General features: G+C 54.3%; 12 protein-coding genes. 4 read left to right on the top strand and 8 right to left on the bottom strand.

Going from position 1 to position 17,267, the window contains the following annotated elements:
• Positions 1-6 precede the first annotated feature (6 nt).
• Positions 7-1,026 carry an NAD-dependent epimerase/dehydratase family protein gene (locus HS105_11590; protein MBE7517229.1) on the top strand — a complete coding sequence of 340 codons (1,020 nt, stop codon included), beginning with the start codon at positions 7-9 and terminating at the stop codon, positions 1,024-1,026.
• 20 nt (positions 1,027-1,046) lie between these two features.
• On the opposite strand, the gene HS105_11585 is transcribed toward HS105_11590, so the two are convergent.
• On the bottom strand, positions 1,047-1,463 hold the full coding sequence (locus HS105_11585; protein MBE7517228.1) for a hypothetical protein: 417 nt from the start codon (positions 1,461-1,463) through the stop codon (positions 1,047-1,049).
• Between the two features lie 141 nt (positions 1,464-1,604).
• On the opposite strand from HS105_11585, the gene HS105_11580 reads away from it, so the two are divergent.
• Positions 1,605-2,648: a serine hydrolase gene (locus HS105_11580; GenBank protein MBE7517227.1), complete on the top strand. Its 1,044-nt coding sequence runs from the start codon at positions 1,605-1,607 to the stop codon at positions 2,646-2,648.
• Here HS105_11580 and HS105_11575 read toward each other — a convergent pair.
• Positions 2,619-5,978 (bottom strand): PAS domain S-box protein, encoded by a 3,360-nt coding sequence (locus tag HS105_11575; protein MBE7517226.1) that lies wholly within the window; start codon positions 5,976-5,978, stop codon positions 2,619-2,621. The genes HS105_11580 and HS105_11575 overlap by 30 nt on opposite strands.
• A gap of 212 nt (positions 5,979-6,190) precedes the next feature.
• Between HS105_11575 and HS105_11570 the strand changes: the two genes are divergently transcribed.
• Entirely contained in the window at positions 6,191-7,483 is a 1,293-nt protein-coding gene (locus HS105_11570; protein ID MBE7517225.1) for a membrane dipeptidase, read from the top strand.
• A gap of 6 nt (positions 7,484-7,489) precedes the next feature.
• On the opposite strand, the gene HS105_11565 is transcribed toward HS105_11570, so the two are convergent.
• The 5 genes from HS105_11565 to HS105_11545 all read right to left on the bottom strand — a co-directional run bounded on the left by HS105_11565 (position 7,490) and on the right by HS105_11545 (position 15,210).
• Positions 7,490-9,586: a beta-propeller domain-containing protein gene (locus HS105_11565; GenBank protein MBE7517224.1), complete on the bottom strand. Its 2,097-nt coding sequence runs from the start codon at positions 9,584-9,586 to the stop codon at positions 7,490-7,492.
• Positions 9,587-9,605: 19 nt separating this feature from the next.
• Positions 9,606-10,142 (bottom strand): energy transducer TonB, encoded by a 537-nt coding sequence (locus HS105_11560; protein MBE7517223.1) that lies wholly within the window; start codon positions 10,140-10,142, stop codon positions 9,606-9,608.
• Positions 10,143-10,149: 7 nt separating this feature from the next.
• Positions 10,150-12,957 carry a preprotein translocase subunit SecA gene (secA, locus tag HS105_11555; protein ID MBE7517222.1) on the bottom strand — a complete coding sequence of 936 codons (2,808 nt, stop codon included), beginning with the start codon at positions 12,955-12,957 and terminating at the stop codon, positions 10,150-10,152.
• Between the two features lie 112 nt (positions 12,958-13,069).
• Positions 13,070-13,780 carry a hypothetical protein gene (locus tag HS105_11550; protein ID MBE7517221.1) on the bottom strand — a complete coding sequence of 237 codons (711 nt, stop codon included), beginning with the start codon at positions 13,778-13,780 and terminating at the stop codon, positions 13,070-13,072.
• A gap of 2 nt (positions 13,781-13,782) precedes the next feature.
• On the bottom strand, positions 13,783-15,210 hold the full coding sequence (locus HS105_11545; protein ID MBE7517220.1) for a hypothetical protein: 1,428 nt from the start codon (positions 15,208-15,210) through the stop codon (positions 13,783-13,785).
• A 139-nt stretch (positions 15,211-15,349) separates the two neighbouring features.
• Here HS105_11545 and HS105_11540 point away from each other — a divergent pair, with 139 nt between their 5' ends.
• Positions 15,350-16,198: a DEAD/DEAH box helicase gene (locus HS105_11540; protein ID MBE7517219.1), complete on the top strand. Its 849-nt coding sequence runs from the start codon at positions 15,350-15,352 to the stop codon at positions 16,196-16,198.
• A 6-nt stretch (positions 16,199-16,204) separates the two neighbouring features.
• On the opposite strand, the gene HS105_11535 is transcribed toward HS105_11540, so the two are convergent.
• Complete coding sequence (locus tag HS105_11535; GenBank protein MBE7517218.1) at positions 16,205-17,254, bottom strand: hypothetical protein; 1,050 nt, start codon at positions 17,252-17,254, stop codon at positions 16,205-16,207.
• Positions 17,255-17,267: the final 13 nt, after the last annotated feature.

Here is a 17,267-nt window from a genome sequence, read left to right as displayed (position 1 = left end):
GGTGAGATGCCAAGAGCAAAGAAAATACGGCAGATTTTGATCACGGGCGGCACGGGCTTCCTCGGGGCGTGGGTTGTGCGGACCCTACTTGATGAAGGTGCCGATAACTTGACCGTCCTTGCGTCGCACATACCGGAATGGATGAAGGACGCAGGCGTAACACCCGTTGAGGGTTCGGTAACTGAGCCGGATGACCTTGCTGCGGCGTGCAAGAATGCGTCCGTCGTGCTTCACCTTGCCGGCAAGGTCTCTCGCGATCAGGCAGATGCGGCGCTGATGAACCGAGTTCATTTGCAGGGTACGCGGCTTATATGCGAGGCCGCGAAAGAAGCGGGCGTCGGCACGTTCGTTCTGGCGTCGTCGAGCGGTACGATCGCCGTGAGCCGTGAGCCGCAGATCTTTGACGAAACATATCCGCCGCCGCTCGATATCATTACACGCTGGGCATATTACGCCTCAAAGTATTTTCAGGAAAGAACTGCGATAGAAGGCTTTGAAGGCAAGGGCCGAAAGCTTGTGATAATGAATCCGACGCTTTTGCTCGGCCCGCAGGATGAACGTTTGTCATCGACAAAACCCGTACTCGACATGCTAGGGCGAAAGATACCGTATTGTCCGGGCGGCGGTATCAGTTTTGTTGATGTGCGTGATGTCGCAAGCGCCATTATTTCTGCGATAGAAAAAGGGCGGCACCAAGAAAAGTATCTGTTGGGTGCGGCGAATATGACGTTTGAAGAGTTCTTCGGACGGCTGTCACGGCTAAGCGGTATACCGGCGCCGGGGCTGAAGGTGCCGAAGAAGTTGGCCGTCGCCGGTTCCGGCCTGATAGATTCAGTGTTCAAGAATTGGGGGAAACCTTCGCCGATAGCACCGAGCGAAGTAGAGCAGGCTGAACATTTTTGGTATTTTACTTCGGCAAAAGCCGAGGCCGAACTCGGGTTTACGCCGCGCGACCCGCAGGCGACGCTGAATGATACGGTGAGCTACTTAAGGAAGAACTTCCTCGGGGAAGGGATCTTTAGCTGACAGAAGTTCACCGAAAGCCGTCATTTATTTCCGAAGAAAAAGAAGAAAAATATCGCCGCGTGTTCGAGCTTGATCCCCTTGGCATAGCCGATCGTTCGGTGCGATCCGTCCTCGACAGAACCGTTCCTATTAACACGCCCGATGGTTATATGTGATCTGTCCTCGACGACACCGCTTTTTAGAATATAGCCGATCGTGCGCAGCGACCTCTCGCTGACGGCACCGCTGCTGCTGATGTAGCCGATCTTTTGACGTGATGAATTCTCGATCGTGCCGTTGGCGAGAATAAAGCCGAGCGTTCGATGCGACTTGTCCTCAACGGTTCCGCTTGATGAGATGTAGCCGACGGTTCGATGCATCCTGTCTTCAACAGCCTGTGAAAAGGCCGCTGCGGAGAGAAGCAGTATCGCCGATATCAAAAGTAAAGCTCGTTTCACGGTTCACGCCTCCTTCAAGATCTTCATTCAGTTCACGATACACCCGGTTAATAAGTAGGATGAGCTTAGCGGCAATTGGTTGCCGCAAAATTGCCGCCGTGTTTTTTGAAATTCGGTTTATAATTATCGAAAACTAAGCCAATGAAAAAGCAATTCCATCTTTTTGTTTTGTTTATAGCCGCGGCCTTGGCATCGACAGCCTTCGGGCAGAAGGAGTCGTCAAGGTCCGCGATCTTGCCGCCGGCGGTCTATAAGCCGATAGCGGTTGTTCATTCTGCGTCGCTGCAGGCAATTCTCGATGATGCGGTAAGCAAGATAATGTCGGCGAAAGGGATCAAGGACGGAGAACTTGCCGCAACCGTCATTGACCTTTCAGATCCCGCAAAGGCGTTCGATGCGAGTTATCAGGGCGGCATCAAACTGTATCCGGCGAGTGTCGTTAAGCTCTTCTACCTTGCGGCTCTCGAACGGCAGATCGAGGATGGCAAGATCGTCCCAAGCAATGAATTGAGGCGTGCCGAACGCGATATGATCGTCGATTCTTCGAATGAGGCCACACAACTGATCGTCGATGTACTGACGGGGACGACGGGCGGGCCCGAACTGCCGGCAAAGGAATTGGAGCGCTGGCAGTTCAAGCGAAACCGCGTCAATCGGTTTTTCACGGCGTTGGGCTACACCGGCATCAATGTAAATCAAAAGACCTTTTGTACCGATGCATACGGGATCGAACAGCAGTCACGCGGGCCGAACGGCGAGAACCGCAATATGCTGACTACCGATGCGACCGCGAGGTTGTTCGCCGAGATAGTAACCGGACGCATTGCCGGAAAGCAGTTCTCTGATCGGATGATGGAAGTGCTTCACCGCGAACCGTTCGTGAAAGGCGATGAAGCGGATCAGGCACATGCATTCATTGGCAAAGCTTTGATCGACCGTGATCTGCGCGATGTAAAGCTATGGTCAAAAGCAGGCTGGACAAGCACCGCACGGCACGATGCGGCGTATTTGGCGTTTCCTGACGGCAGGAAATTCATTATCGTGATCCTCACACAAGCACACGCAAATGAAAAAGACATCATCCCCGAGCTTGCAGGCCGCCTGATCGACAGTCTGAAAAACCCGATAGCAGCCCGCGGTGCGAGGACAGCGCCGTTACTGCACTTCGGCGAGCTCGATGGGTGAAGCGGACAACGCAAGAACACGACGATGAAAGATGGGGAAAGCGTCGCGGCCTTTTGCGAGAATGGACTCTGCTTCGTTAACACGAACCGGCGGCGAGAAAAGGTATCCTTGGCCGAGCTTGCAGCCGAGGCGGCGGAGCTCTTCGAATTGCGGTACGGTCTCGACGCCTTCGGCGACCGCGCTGATGCCGAGATTCTCACCAAGCATAAGGATCGTCTTTACGATCGCGGCGCTCTTTGTGTCCTTGACCATCAAGTTAATGAATGAGCGGTCGATCTTTAGCCGCTCGAACGGGAATTTCTGAAGATAACTAAGGCTCGAATAGCCGGTGCCGAAGTCGTCGGTCGAAAGGTCGATCCCGAGCGAATCAAGCTCGGTGAGAACCTTTAACGCCTTTTCGCTGTGCTCCATAACGGTGCTTTCGGTAACTTCGAGTTTTAGCTGATCGGCATCAAGCCCGGTTGTTACAAGTACTTGGTCGATGTCAGCCGTGAGCGTCGGATGCATGAGTTGCTTTGCCGAAAGATTTACGCTGACGGCGAATTTTCTTCCGAACTTATTACGCCATTCTGCGATCTGCCGGCACGCCTCGGTCAGGATCCACTTTCCGATCGGGACTATTAAACCTGTCTCCTCGGCAACATGGACGAAACGAGTTGGCGTAATAAGCCCAAGCTCCGGATGGCGCCAGCGGAGCAACGCCTCGAAATCGGATACTGTGCCGTTCTTAAGGTCCACGATCGGCTGATAATGTACCTCGAACTCATTACGATCAACAGCATGCCGCAGATCGGTCTCGATCCGCAGCAAGTTCATGTTGCGAACATGCATCTCTTGGTCGAACACCTCATAACGTGCTTTTCCTGCTTCTTTGGCACGGTACATCGCGGCATCCGCATCGCGGAGAAAATCCTCGGCTTGGCGGTCGAGCGTTCCCGAGGCGACTATGCCGATACTCGCCGACGTGAAAACCTCGTAATTGTCGATCTTGAACGGTGCGGAGATCATTCGCTGAAGGCGTTCGGCAACTCCGGCGACATCCTCTGCGACTCCGCTTCTGTTCAGTAGGATAGTGAACTCATCGCCGCCGAGCCTCGCTACGATATCGCCCGGGCGGACGCCTGCCTGCAGGCGTTCGGCAATGGCAACCAGCAGTTTGTCGCCGACCGCGTGGCCCAGGCTGTCATTGATCACCTTGAACCGATCGAGATCCAGGAAGAGGACCGCGAACTTTGCATAATCATTTCCGCGCGTGCGGTCGATCGCCGCCTGAAGATGATTCATAAATTCGGCGCGATTCGGCAAATTGGTCAAAGTGTCGTGAAGTGCAACATGCCTTAAACGCTCTTCTGCCCGGCTGCGTTCGGTTATATCGCGGAAACACGCAACACGTCCGATAGGCTTCCCGTCAAGGTATTGAGGCTGCGAATACCGCTCAAAGATACGGCCGTTCGTCAGCTCGAGTAATTCGGATACGGCAGAATTCGGATCTTTGTACGTCTCGTCAAGGTCGCGAAGGAATGATTCGCCGTCGATCAGGTTTGAAACAATATGAGCGACCAGTGCATCGCCGTTCTTACTCTTAATTATCTCCGGATCGACCTGCCACATCTCAACGAACTTTTTGTTGCAAGTGACGATGTTGCGGTCAAGGCTCATTACTACGATGCCGTCCGCGGTAGATTCAAAGGTGGTCTCGAATAGTGAGAGAGTGTCGCGAAGCGAGTTTCTTACAGCTCGTTTTTCAGTGATATCGCGGCCGATGCCTTGAACACCGACGGGCCGGCCGTTCGCGACGATCAATCGGGTGCTGAGATCGAGCACGACCCGGCGTCCGTCCCGCGCAATGATCTCGATCTCATACGAATGTGCAGTATCGCTCTCGGCCTTTTTCGAAGACATTGTCCGGGCGGTTTCGAGGAACTCAGGTGCGACCAGATCACTTAGGTTCATCTCGAGAGCTTCCGCACGCGAATAGCCGGTTATCATCTCGCCCGCACGGTTAAGTGATGTGAAGTTGCCGTCGAGGTCGTGCGTGTAGATCAGGTCGTTCGCATTCTCAAAAAGCTCACGAAAGCGGGCTTCGCTGTTGCGGGCGGCTTCCGCTGCTCGCCGCGTCTCTTCCATGCTCCGGCGTATCGCGGTTTCCGCCTGTTTTCGTTCTGTGATGTCGCGAGCGACACCTTGGATGGCGACCGGTTCTCCGTTGTCGAGGATCACGCTGCTGTTGACCTCCAGCACGATCCGCTGCCCTGTCTTGCTAAGACATTCAAGTTCGTAGATCGTTTGGGTCGCATCGCCGCGAACCTTACGGGCCAATGCTGCACGGGCGCGGTTCACGTGTTCCGGCGCGGCAATCTGCGCTATGTTCAGTTTCAACGCTTCTTCGCGCGTGTATCCGAATATGCGTTCCGCTGCCTTATTGATCGATAAGAGGAAGCCGTCCAGATCGTTCACGTAGATAATATCGCTCGCGTTATCGAACAGATCGCGATACTGAGCCTCACTCTTTCGCAGGGCCTCTTCAGCGTTCTTGCGCTCGGAGATGTCCTGCCACATAACCATGCCGGCAAAAACATTTCCCGCATCGTCGCGAACCGGCAACAGGTCGATCTGGTACACGGCATCGTCAGTTGCCTTTTCCAGGTTTATCGATTCTCCGGCGAGCGTTCGGTCGTAGAGTGCGGCCCATTCCTCGGTAACGCCCTTATCGAAGACCTCATTTAGGGTTTTGCCCTCGATCTTTTTTCCGTTGAGTTTATGTTTAAGAAGTTGGCTCCCCTCGGCGAGCAGATATCTGTGATCTTTGTCGAAAAGCAGGACCGCAGCCTGCGGGATATTATGTGCAAGGGTCCGATAGAGCAACTCGCGGCGCTCGATCTTCTGCTCTGCGAGCCGCCTTTCAGTGATATCGACAACGACGCCTTGCCAGCATATGCGCTTGCCGTTCTTGTCGCGTATAAAGCAGCTCCTGTCCCTGATCCAGCGTATGTCGCCGTTCTTGCAAACTATGCGATATTCAAAATCAACGTCACGGCCGCGCTTCATGGCCGAACGTGTTTTTCCGAGAACGTGTTCACGATCGTCGGGATGCATCACGCGGTCCCAAATGTCCGGTTGGGTAAGCCAATCCTCGATGGGATAGCCGAATTCCTCAAAATTCGGCGACATATAAATCGCTCGATGCGGAGGCTTCGGCGTGACCGCATAGAACATTACCGGAAGGTTCTCGATAAAGCTCTCGTACATCGCCTCGGCAGGTACGGGCGGTTCCTCCGGACGCTTACCGGGGATGGTCGTCGAGTGCGATCTTTTTTCGATCTTGTCCATTTTGGATCGGAGTTTACGGTCGAAGCGTAGGGATCTCGCCGGGCTCAAATGCCCTAAACATAACGAAAATACCGGTAAGACAAGCCGCAGGAAGGTGCAGCCAAAACAAAGTATAACAAATTTGGGTACTATTTTACCAGCGTTTTATTTTTGAAGATCTGCCACAGAAAGGTTATGCCAAACATGCGAAAACGAGTAAAATCGTGTTCGATATGAAAGTAATAACAGCCGTATTCCTCGGTCTTTGTTTTGCCGGCTATGCATTCTCGCAAATGATGCCGAGCGGTGCCGATCCGGTACTTTGGAAAAAGGCTCTTCAGATACACAAACGAGCGATAGTCATCGACGGCCATAACGATATCACGTCGCCGATGGTTGATGAGGATCTCGACCTCGGTACCGATACACGCGGTAAGTTTCACCGCGACGGCGACCCGTATCACACTGACATCAAACGCCTGCGCGACGGCGGCGTAACGGGCGAGTTCTTTTCGATCTATGTGTCGGGTGCGGCATATCGCGGCGGCGGCGGTATGCGTCGGGCAATGGATCTGATCGATGCGACATATCGCGAGGTCGAACGTCACCCTGACGCGCTGTCGATGTGTACGAGAGCCGAGGACATACGCCGTGCAAAGAGGGCCGGCAAGATATGCGCCCTTATGGGTATCGAGGGCGGATATGCGATCGAAAATTCCCTCTCTGCACTGCGTGACTTTTATCGCCTCGGCATCCGCTATATGACGCTTACGCATAATGTCTCACACGATTGGGCAGACGCGCACAACGATAAACCGAAGAACAACGGCCTTTCAGACTTCGGCAAAGAGGTGGTACGCGAGATGAACCGGCTCGGGATGTTCGTTGATATCTCACACGTTTCGGAAAAAGTTATGAATGACGTGCTCGACGTCAGCACTGCGCCGATCATCGCATCGCACTCATCGGCGAGAGGCGTGAATGATCATACGCGGAACGTGTCGGATGCTGTGCTGAAGCGTGTTGCGAAGAACGGCGGCGTGATAATGATCAATTTCTATCCGTCATTCCTCGACGCGCGAACTAACCGCGAGGAAAATGAACGTGACGCTCGGCTCAAGCCGCAGCTCGAAATGTTGAGGGCGAAGTTCAAGGATGACCCGGCAGGCTTCCTCGCTGCGCAGCGAAAGCTTTATGCTGAAAATCCGATCTATATCGCACCTTACACAGTGATCGTGGATCACATCGACCACATCAAAAAGGTTACAGGTACGGTTGATAACATCGGTATCGGGAGCGATTTTGACGGCGTGCCGTTCCTTCCGGCCGGTATGCGGGGCGTTGAAGATCTGCCGCTCGTTACTTACGAGATGCTTCGCCGCGGCTATACGGAGATCGAGATCCGAAAGGTGCTCGGCGGGAATTTTCTGCGTGCGATGACGCAGATGGAAAGGGTCGCGGGTTCGCGCCGCATCTCCGGCGACGGAAGCCTGAAAAAGCTTGCGCCGCCGAAGATCGGGCAATGAACAGCGTCATTCTTCGTATTCGCCTCGGCCGGCAGTAAAGCCGCGAGGTGAGTAATTCACGCGTTGTTTCTCTAAAAGGCGGCCGTCGCTAAGACGGCCCTCGACGATCTCGTAGCCGAGCAGGGCAAAGATGCGGCCTCGGAGGAATATCGGCCGGGCATTGCCATACCAGTCAATACATGACGCGCGGCAGCCGTCATTTGTCGAGGCCGTCCGCGCCTCCAGCTCACCCATTTCATCGAAGTTTAGCCCTTTATTTCGAAGGAATATGATGGCCGCAGAGTTTTCGATAAGATGCCGGTAACCCGCGCGGCCCTGGCGGGCGATGGGCAGCCCGAGCATACCGTTGTTATCATCATCGGGCTTGTAGAAAAAGCCGTGGCTGCGAAGTTCGCCCTGCGATGCATTCGGTCGGACATACGGTGTTCGCAGCTCGGGTCGTCGCCCGAGGCGAACCGGCGAAAAGTAAAGGTCGTTCCCGTTGATGCCTACAACGACAGCGGCATTGCCGAGCGGCTCGATACGATCGACGCTGTGCTCGACATTCAGGAAGGTTACGGTCGCCGTACGCCAATTGACCGCGTAAAGAGGCGTCATCGACCGATTCCTCTGATCACTCCAGCCGTTCCCGGTTCCGTAAAGAACGTAATCGCCGACGAAGCGGTTCTGGAACGTATATCCTTCCGGTTTAGGCAGCGACCGATAGTTCTCGATGGATGCCTTGCTGCTGCCGTCCGAGAATGAGTCTGTACTGACCCGAAAGAGAGCCACATCGCCGATCGAGTATTCGCCATTCCACATTTGGTCGCCGCGTCCGTCGCTGCGAACCACAACATTGAGCTGCTCGTTATCGTTTTCAAAGAATGAGAACTGATCGACCGGTGCACCGGCGACTTGGATAGCCGAGGGAGCCGAGCCGTCAAGCGGCATTCGGTAAAGCATCGAGCGGCTGTCGGTGCGATCTCGATGGTTCTGCTCCGTTGTCCACACATAGACGGAGTTTTGCGACATATAGAATACTCGGCCTGCTCCGCCGAGGACCGCGGTCCCTTGGCAACGCATTTCACCTGATGCAAGGTCACACACCGTAACAGTGTGCAGGGCGTCCGCGGCGAGCTCGTCGTCCGGTATCGCGGGATGATATACCCTCGTCGCTGGGACAACACTGCGAAACTCACTGTCCTGAGCTCCGCTATGCCAGCGGCGGATCGCCGGGAATGAGCGCATCGGGTCATCCGAGTAACCAAGATACTGCGGCGTATAAAATACAAGCTTTGTGCCGACCAGCCGGCTGGCGTAGTTGCGCGACGAATAATAGTCGTTAGAGCGCAGATGATAGGTCGAGCGATATGCCAGCGAGCCCTGCGGCGAGATGTCGAACAAGTTGATCTCAGTGCCGCCGCGGCTGTAACTGTAACCGACCACGATGACCGTGTCGCCCGAGATCAGCATTTCATCATACCAATCGCCGCTCGGGCTGATCTTCGGCGGATACGCATTGATATTCGATACCGGGTTGAGGTCGCCGTCGCCGACCTTTACGGTGAACAAACGTCCGCGCCGAAGGATGACGAGATGATCGCCGTGAACCTTTACGATGCCGCCTTCATCGACGCCTGCTGTCTGCGTATTGGTTATTGATGTTTCGTCGTTCGTTGATCTGGAATCGGCGGAACTCTTTGATTCGGCTGCTGACATTGTGGCCGCGGGTTCGGTAATGCCCGCTCCGTCAGCGGAGTTGGCTGCGGGGAAAGAGCTGCCGCGGCGTCGAGCAGCATTCGCTTTCAACTTCGCCTTAAGTGCCTCTTCAGAACTGAAAGCCGGCATTGTCTTGCCTTCTTTCGCGGCCCTTACCGTGTTTTGTTCGCCCGTGTTCGTTAAATTTGTATCGAACTGCGAATATGCGAGTACGCCGATGCAGACGGATAAGATCACACCGGCCGTAAATATAGAACTTCTCATTGCTTTGTCGCTCTCCTGCACTTGATATGTGCGATCGGAAAAATCTCCCATCTGAGAGAAGAACGCGCGGTGGTAATTATCCTTGCAATGAAAGAACGCCCCTGACAGAGAAAGGCCGTCGTTCAAGACAGCCTTTGTCACGATCGTTGTTCCTCATCTATTAGTGGATATCGAAAGTGTGTTCAATTATGGCTACTGTTGTAACGGGAGATCCGTTACGAGTAGCGGGCTCGAACGTAAGTCCTCTTGCTGCGGCAATAGAATTTTCTGTCAATCCGTCGGGCAATGTTTGAAACGGAAATACAAAGCCGATCGTTCCATCGGACCTGAATTCCACCGCCAGCTTGATCCTGCCTGTAACAAGCCTTTCTCGGGCAGCTTCTGTGTATCGCACACGAGTTCGGTTCGTAATTCTTAACGGTGTATCGTCGCCCGGTGTCAGATCTTGGCTTCCGGCCCTGCCCTTTCTGAATGCCTTAGCTGCTTCCTTTGTGTTGCTACTGCGTAGTAACGCGGCGCCAAAATAGACCCATGCGATCTTATTATTCTTGTCAGCTGCTGTCACGGATCTAAGCGTCGCGACAGCAGCCTCATAATCCATTGATCGATATTGGGTAATGCCGGTCTCAAAAGTATCTTGAGCGAGTACGGCCCCCGTCAGGAACAACAATACGAATGAAAGAATAAATGGCTTCATACAGCGATCATACACCCGCGCCGTGACATTTCTTGAATTTCTTGCCGCTGCCGCAGTAGCACGGATCGTTCGGTTTAACCTTAGGCTGATCGCGGACGAACGGCGTATGGCGTGCGGCCTCGGCGCCGGCGGCATCTGCCGTTGCCATCGCACCGGTGAATGCCATGCCGGCGGCCTGGCGGCGTGAACGCTGCATTTCAAGCCTTTGCAGCCGCTCCATTTCCTCCTGCTCATCCTTAACGACTATTTCGAGGTTGAAGAGTGCCTTTGTGGTATTGGTGTCGATACGGTCGAGCATATCCTGGAACATATCGAATGACTGCTTCTTATACTCGACCAACGGGTCTTTTTGTCCGTAGCCAACAAGGCCGATGCCCTGCTTTACATGGTCTATCGAGAGCAGATGATCCTTCCACTGCGAATCAATGATGTTGAGCATTATGTAACGCTCGTATGCCCGAAGGCTGTCGCCGCCCGCGAGTTTTTCCTTTTCGGCATAGTTTGCCGAGGCCTTCGCCCAGATAGCGTCTTCGATCTGATCGGAGTTCATGCTCTTGAAGTCCACATGTGCATCAAGAGCGGGATCGACCGCGTAAATATTCTCGATCTCGGCCGCGTAGGTATCGACATCCCATTTGTCCGGATGGATATCATTTGCCAAAAAGCTTGCGGTTAGGTCGTGAAGCAGATCCTTGGCGACGCCTCGGTCGCCGAGCAAATATTCGCGATGTTCGGGCTCGAACATAAGCTGCCGCCGCAACCCGTAGATCGTTTCGCGCTGACGGTTCATAACGTCGTCGTATTTGAGGACGTGTTTACGCGTCTCAAAGTTGCGCGCCTCGACCGCCTTCTGTGCACGCTCGATCTGCCGCGAAACGGTCTTTGACTCGATAGCGACGCCCTTTTCCATACCGAGCCATTCCATCATCGAGCGAACCTTGTCGCCCGCAAAGATACGCATCAGGTCGTCCTCGAGTGAGAGGACGAAATGCGAACTTCCCGGATCGCCTTGACGGCCCGCACGGCCGCGAAGCTGATTGTCGATGCGGCGCGATTCATGCCTTTCGGTACCGAGAATATGCAGTCCGCCGACGGCTTGCACTGCAAGAGCCTCTTCTTTTACGACCGCTTTCGCCTTCGCCAACTCCGCCTCGAACTGTTCTTCCGTTGCCTCATCGGGATCGATCTCTTGACGTTTCAAGTACTCACGGGCAAGGAATTCCGGGTTGCCGCCGAGCAGGATATCAGTACCGCGGCCGGCCATGTTCGTTGCAATGGTAACCGCTCCCTTGCGGCCTGCCTGTGCGACGATCTCGGCCTCGCGTTCGTGGTATTTTGCGTTCAGCACGTTGTGCGGAACGCCGAGCGCCTTCAGCTTGGCCGCGACCAACTCCGAATTTTCGACCGAAACGGTACCGACAAGCACGGGCTGGCCCTTTTCATGCAGCTCCTTGATCTCCTTGACCACGGCGTCCCACTTTTCCGGCAGCGTGCGATAGATCACGTCGGGTGTGTCCTTGCGGATCATCGGCATATTTGTCGGGATCTGGACGACGTCAAGACCGTAAACCTCATTGAATTCTTCAGCCTCGGTCTCGGCAGTACCTGTCATGCCGCCGAGTTTTTCGTACATACGGAAGTAGTTCTGCAGCGTGATAGTTGCAAGGGTTTGGTTCTCACGCTCGATCTTGACGCCTTCTTTTGCTTCGACGGCCTGGTGCAGCCCGTCCGACCAACGCCGGCCCTGCATAAGGCGTCCGGTGAAGTCATCGACGATGATGACCTCACCATCCTGGACGACATAATGGTGGTCGAGCTTATAGAGCGTATGTGCCTTGAGCGCCTGTTCGACGCAATGGAGAATATCCATGTTCGACGGGTCGTAGAGGTTCGAGACACCGAGCAGGCGTTCGGCTTTGGTAACGCCTTGTTCCGTCAGCACGGCTGAATGATTCTTTTCGTCCAGCAGATAGTCACCCGTGGTTACTTTCGTTTCTTCGTCCTTATGGCCGAGTTCAAGGTGCGGAATGATCTGGTTCGCGGTGTAATACTTATCGGTCGCTTCTTCAGATGCTCCCGAAATGATGAGCGGTGTTCGTGCTTCGTCAATGAGGATCGAGTCAACTTCGTCGATGATCGCAAAATAGTGATCGGGCTGTACGAGCGATTCTACATCGAACTTCATGTTGTCGCGCAGATAATCAAAGCCGAATTCGTTGTTCGTGCCGTAGGTGATCGCGCACGCATAAGCGTCCTTACGTGCGACGTCATCCATATCATTCTGGATGCAGCCGACATCGAGGCCGAGGAATTTGTGGATGCGGCCCATCCATTCGGCGTCGCGGCTCGCGAGATAATCATTCACCGTAACAACGTGAACGCCGCGGCCTGTGAGGCCGTTCAAATACGAGGGAAGTGTGGCAACGAGCGTTTTACCTTCACCCGTACGCATCTCGGCGATGCGGCCTTGGTGCAGGGCGATGCCGCCGATGAGCTGAACATCGAAATGCCGCATTCCGGTAACGCGTTTTGATGCCTCGCGAACGGTAGCGAATGACTCGGGCAGAAGCTGATCGAGTATATCCTGCTCTGCCTTTCGTCGTTCGTCCTTATCGTCGATACCTTCGATGTGTTTTGCGATCATCTCTTTGAACTTCGGCGTCTGTGCTTTCAGTTCGTCGTCGCTCATCGCTAGAAATCGCGGTTCGAGCGAATTGATCTCGGCGACCGTCGTCTTAACTTTCTTAAGGAATACATCGCTCGATGATCCGAAAACCTTCTTAACCAATTTATCTGCGAAACTGTTTACAGCCATAAGAACCTCATTCGTAAATTTCCGTGGTCTGCGTTCGTGTTAAGGCGACAGACTCGGGTATGCTGATATTTTTTTGGAAATGGCGAGGTGAAAAAGAGATTTCTCGCCGCTGCTATGCCTTGGCGGTAAGCAGGGCGTCGAGGTCGGAACGGGCAAGGCGCGTAACGAGAATAACAGCAACGTCATCGACCTCGGATGTGGTCTTTTCTGCGAGTATCTGCGGGCCGCTTACGATCCGTGCGGATGTTCGGTTGGCAACCGCTGCGGAAATTATTGCACCGAGCTGCCCGGCAGCCGTCGGATCGTTAGCGCGAACCTTTGCCGTAAAAGTTATGAGCGAGCCGTCGGTTTGAAGCCGGACATCAACGCCCTCGCGCCAATCAGCATACTTTGTGCCCGCGTTCGCGGCCACTTTTTGCTCGATCAGCTCCTTGGCTATGGCAACGCCCGCACGATTAAATTGGATCCGCGGAGCATCACCGATATTTGCAGAATAAAAGCCAAGGTAAGAGTCGCTTTCATCGGACTCGCAGATCCCAAAGCCTTCGATCGCAAGGTCATTATTTGCGGTCCAATCGAATTTCTTCTCTTTTGCGAGTCCGTCGAGGTTGCGGATGAGCGTAAACACCTCGTCGAGGAAGTCCGCGGCGTCATCGGGTTTGTTGTCAAGTTCGTCCTTGAACTCGATCTCGTCCTTTACATCGAACTGCTTTGTAAGAGCGGCCTGCCCCAGCGCCTGCGGTGCCCCGCCCGCAAGCAGCAGGCCGAGATATACGCCGAGCGTTACGATGGTGAGAAGCGAGTTGTTCTTATTTAGGCTCAAGCTTATTTACGTGCCGTGTTATTCGCTAATTTTCCGGTTGTTGTGCTGCCATCGGGCTGTCCGGGCGAAGGCTTTGGCGAGGCCTTCTGCTCGGCAAGCTTTCGTTGGATCATCTCGGTAAATATCTGTTTCGGAAGCTGAAAGTTGACGAAGAATGTTTTCTTATCAGCACCGGGTTGGGCGGCTTGCAGGAAAATCTTCTCATCATTGTCAACCGCAAAACTTTGAGCTCCTGTCAGCAGGCCTCGAAGCCCGTTTGCCGCCATATTTGCGGAGTTCTCATCCGGCTGATCCGCTGTGATACGCGCGACCACGCCGGAATCCGATTGCTCAAGCATTATAACAACATTTTTCGAGCTCAACGCCGAAAGGTAGCCGAACCAGCCCGAGTCCGTAAAGGCAATGATCGCGTCCTGGGCGAATTTCAGCATCTTGGGGTCGCCCGCCGTTTGGCCGTTCTCAAGCACTAATCGCGGCTCTTTCAGGATGGTCGTCTTTCCGTCCTTTCCCAGCCCGAGCGTGCCTTTCATCGTTATCTTGAAAGGCGTATTGAGGTCAACCTGTTTTGCGTCGATCTGCTTTAACGCCTGCTCGGCAAATTCGCGGGTCGGCCGCTTGTTGAGATAGACGCCAAAGCGATCCTGCGTCGGCTCATCCGCCGCCGGCGACGGTTTCGGCGTAGATGCAGGATTTTGACCTACGGTTCCGTTGTTCGTCGGGTCGTCCGATGTCGGATCGTTCGGCTTGATGCCGCCTTCCGGAACTCCTTTGCGTCCCTTCGTATTCTTCGCGATCGGGTTTGACCCACCAGCAGTGGCGTCGTCAATGCCATTGGGCAGCTTGCTTTCATCGATCACATTTCGGTTCTTTTTGGGGATGTTCGGCTTAGTGTCGAACAGCGTAGAACCGGATGTGGCCGGAGCGGTCTGCGGAACACCTATCGGGATGCCGGGAGCGATCTCTCCCGGCTTTGTTGCAGCCAATTCACCGGTTGCAGGGTCAACGGTAAATTGCTCAGGATTCGCGATCTGAAAGTAGCCCTCGGGATATTCCAGTTTCGACGTATCGACATTTGTCAGGTCAACGTAAGTGATATCCGCATCGGCTAGCTCGGTCTTTTCGTAATCCTGATCGACCATTTGTCGATCGGTGCCGAAGAGAAGCGTTCCGACATAGACGGTATCAAGCACACGACAGACATTTCCGACAAGCGGACTGTCGCAGCCCTTCATCGTCAAAATGGAGGTCTGAGCAAAGACGAGCAGGGCGAGTATGTTGGCAAGCGCCGAAATGCCGATGATCTTATAGATCCTCGGCCCTAGCTGCCAGCCCTTCAGCTCGTAATCGTTGAATAAACCGCCGCTTTGAGCCTCATTGACGACAGGCTGCTCGATGGGGGACGGCTGTTCAAATAAAGATGATTCAAACATATAGTTCGCGTCTCCGGCCTTTCGCTTCTTAGACGCAAGAACCCCGCTCAATGGTTGCGAGGCAACTTACTATCATAACATCGTTTTTCAACGGCGAAAAGGATTAGACTTCGTTCCATACAGGCAATAAACTATGCGAATGCCTCGTTTCGACCGGCGGTACAAGGGCCGACGCCCCAACCGCCGCCAAAACAAAGAACGAACTGATAAACGCCGGCTTGCACGCGAAAGTTCTGTGGAACTTGAGCCGCCGCTTTCACCGGCACGCCATCAAGCGGTCGAACGCCTGCTGTCGGGCATCGGAGTTCCCGCCCCGACGCCGTTCGTTGCCGATAGATTCCAGATCGAGGCACTTGCGGCGATCGAAGAGAACGACGTGCTTGTAACCGCTCCGACAGGCAGCGGAAAGACATGGATCGCACGTGAAGAGATACGCCGGCTGCTCGAAATGGGAAAGCGCGCTTGGTACACCACGCCGCTAAAAGCTCTTACCAACTCGAAATACAGCGAATTTTCCGATGCCTTCGGTGCCGGGAACGTCGGCATTTTGACGGGCGACAGGAAAGAGAATACCGACGCTCCGCTGATAGTAGGCACTACTGAGATCTATAGAAATCAGCTTTTTGACGCGTTGCGGGGCGGCTTCGATGTACGCACCGACCTTGTGATACTCGATGAGGCCCATTATTTGGCCGATAATGAGCGTGGCCACGTTTGGGAAGAGGCGATCATACTTTCGCCTCCGCGGATCAGACTTCTGCTCTTGTCGGCAACGATTGGAAAGCCGCAGGATCTGGCAAGCTGGATCGAAGATGTGCGCGGGAGCACGGTGCGAGTTATTACAGCGGGCCCGCGGCCCGTTGAGCTTAGGGCTGCCTATTTATCAGGCGGCCTTCAATTATATCCGCTTCTCAGGCCCGACGGCAGCTTTGACAGTTCTCTTGAACGCCTCGCGGCCAAGAGGCAGCATGGCCAAAGACGCCGGTAACGAAGGCTACTTCAGTGTTGCGACAAGCCGATCGACATCTGCCTGCGGCACTTTCAGATCTATGCTCACATCCGTATCGCGAAGCGTTATCTTGGCATTCTCGACGAGCCGTGCGTAAACCTGCTGATCGGCCCGCTTCGAGTTCTTCAAAAGCTGTTTACCGAGGAATTGCAGTCCCAAGAGCGTGTCCGAGAGATCTTTTGCACGTGCGGCGTCTGACGTTCGTGCTTGGATCGAAAGTGCGGCTCCTGTCGGTATAACATCGATCCAACTGCTAAGGTACCTTATGGAATCGATATTCTTGGCAAATTCGTCCGTATCCATTTTCAGCGTTGAGGACATGCCGTCGGGTAGGCGAAACGCGGCACTAAAGACCGCGGCCTCGCGTGCGGACAAAAGCGAAGTGATATCGGATGAGAGCGCAGATGACCGTTCGAGCGTTGCCTTGACCAAATTGGGCGAGCCGAATACCAGCGTGCCGCCGTCCCATTCGGAAAATGCGATCTCATTCAACATTTCACTGTCCACCTTGCCCGCAACCGCATCTGCCGCAGCAGGGCCGTTCGCCGGCTTGGCTGCGGCCTTGATCGCTTTTGTGTCGATAATGTAAACCGTCCGTTCGCCAATGGTTTCCGTGCGATATTTGCCGTCAGATGCGAGCTTGACGACACCGATCATTGCAGCTGCCGAAAGTTCTCCGCGCGCAATAGCGACGAGGTCGATCCGGAATTTATCCTTTCCGTCGGGTTTTATGTTTGCCGCCGCTGCGATGTTATCGAACTTGCGGAGGTCGATGCCCGTTTTGCTCTCGATCTCGCGAACATGGCCGAGCAGTTTTGCAAACATCTTCTGGTTGGCAGACAGGAGCTGCGGAAGAGCGCTGTTGAAGAAGCGCTTCACGTCGATCGTAGCCGCGCCATCTGCCGCGGGAAGCAGTGCAACGAGGTCGGCGGCCTGCTTTTGCTTTGCAGGCCGACGTTTGTCCGGGCCGGCAAGAACAGCCGAATTCAGCAAAAATCCACAAAGTATCAACGCCGCAAATATTCTTGATCTCATAGTATTGGTCATT

Origin of the sequence: Chloracidobacterium sp., from assembly GCA_015075585.1 — a bacterium.
GTDB lineage: Bacteria > Acidobacteriota > Blastocatellia > Pyrinomonadales > Pyrinomonadaceae > OLB17.
This window is presented reverse-complemented; position numbering and strand designations above follow the sequence as displayed.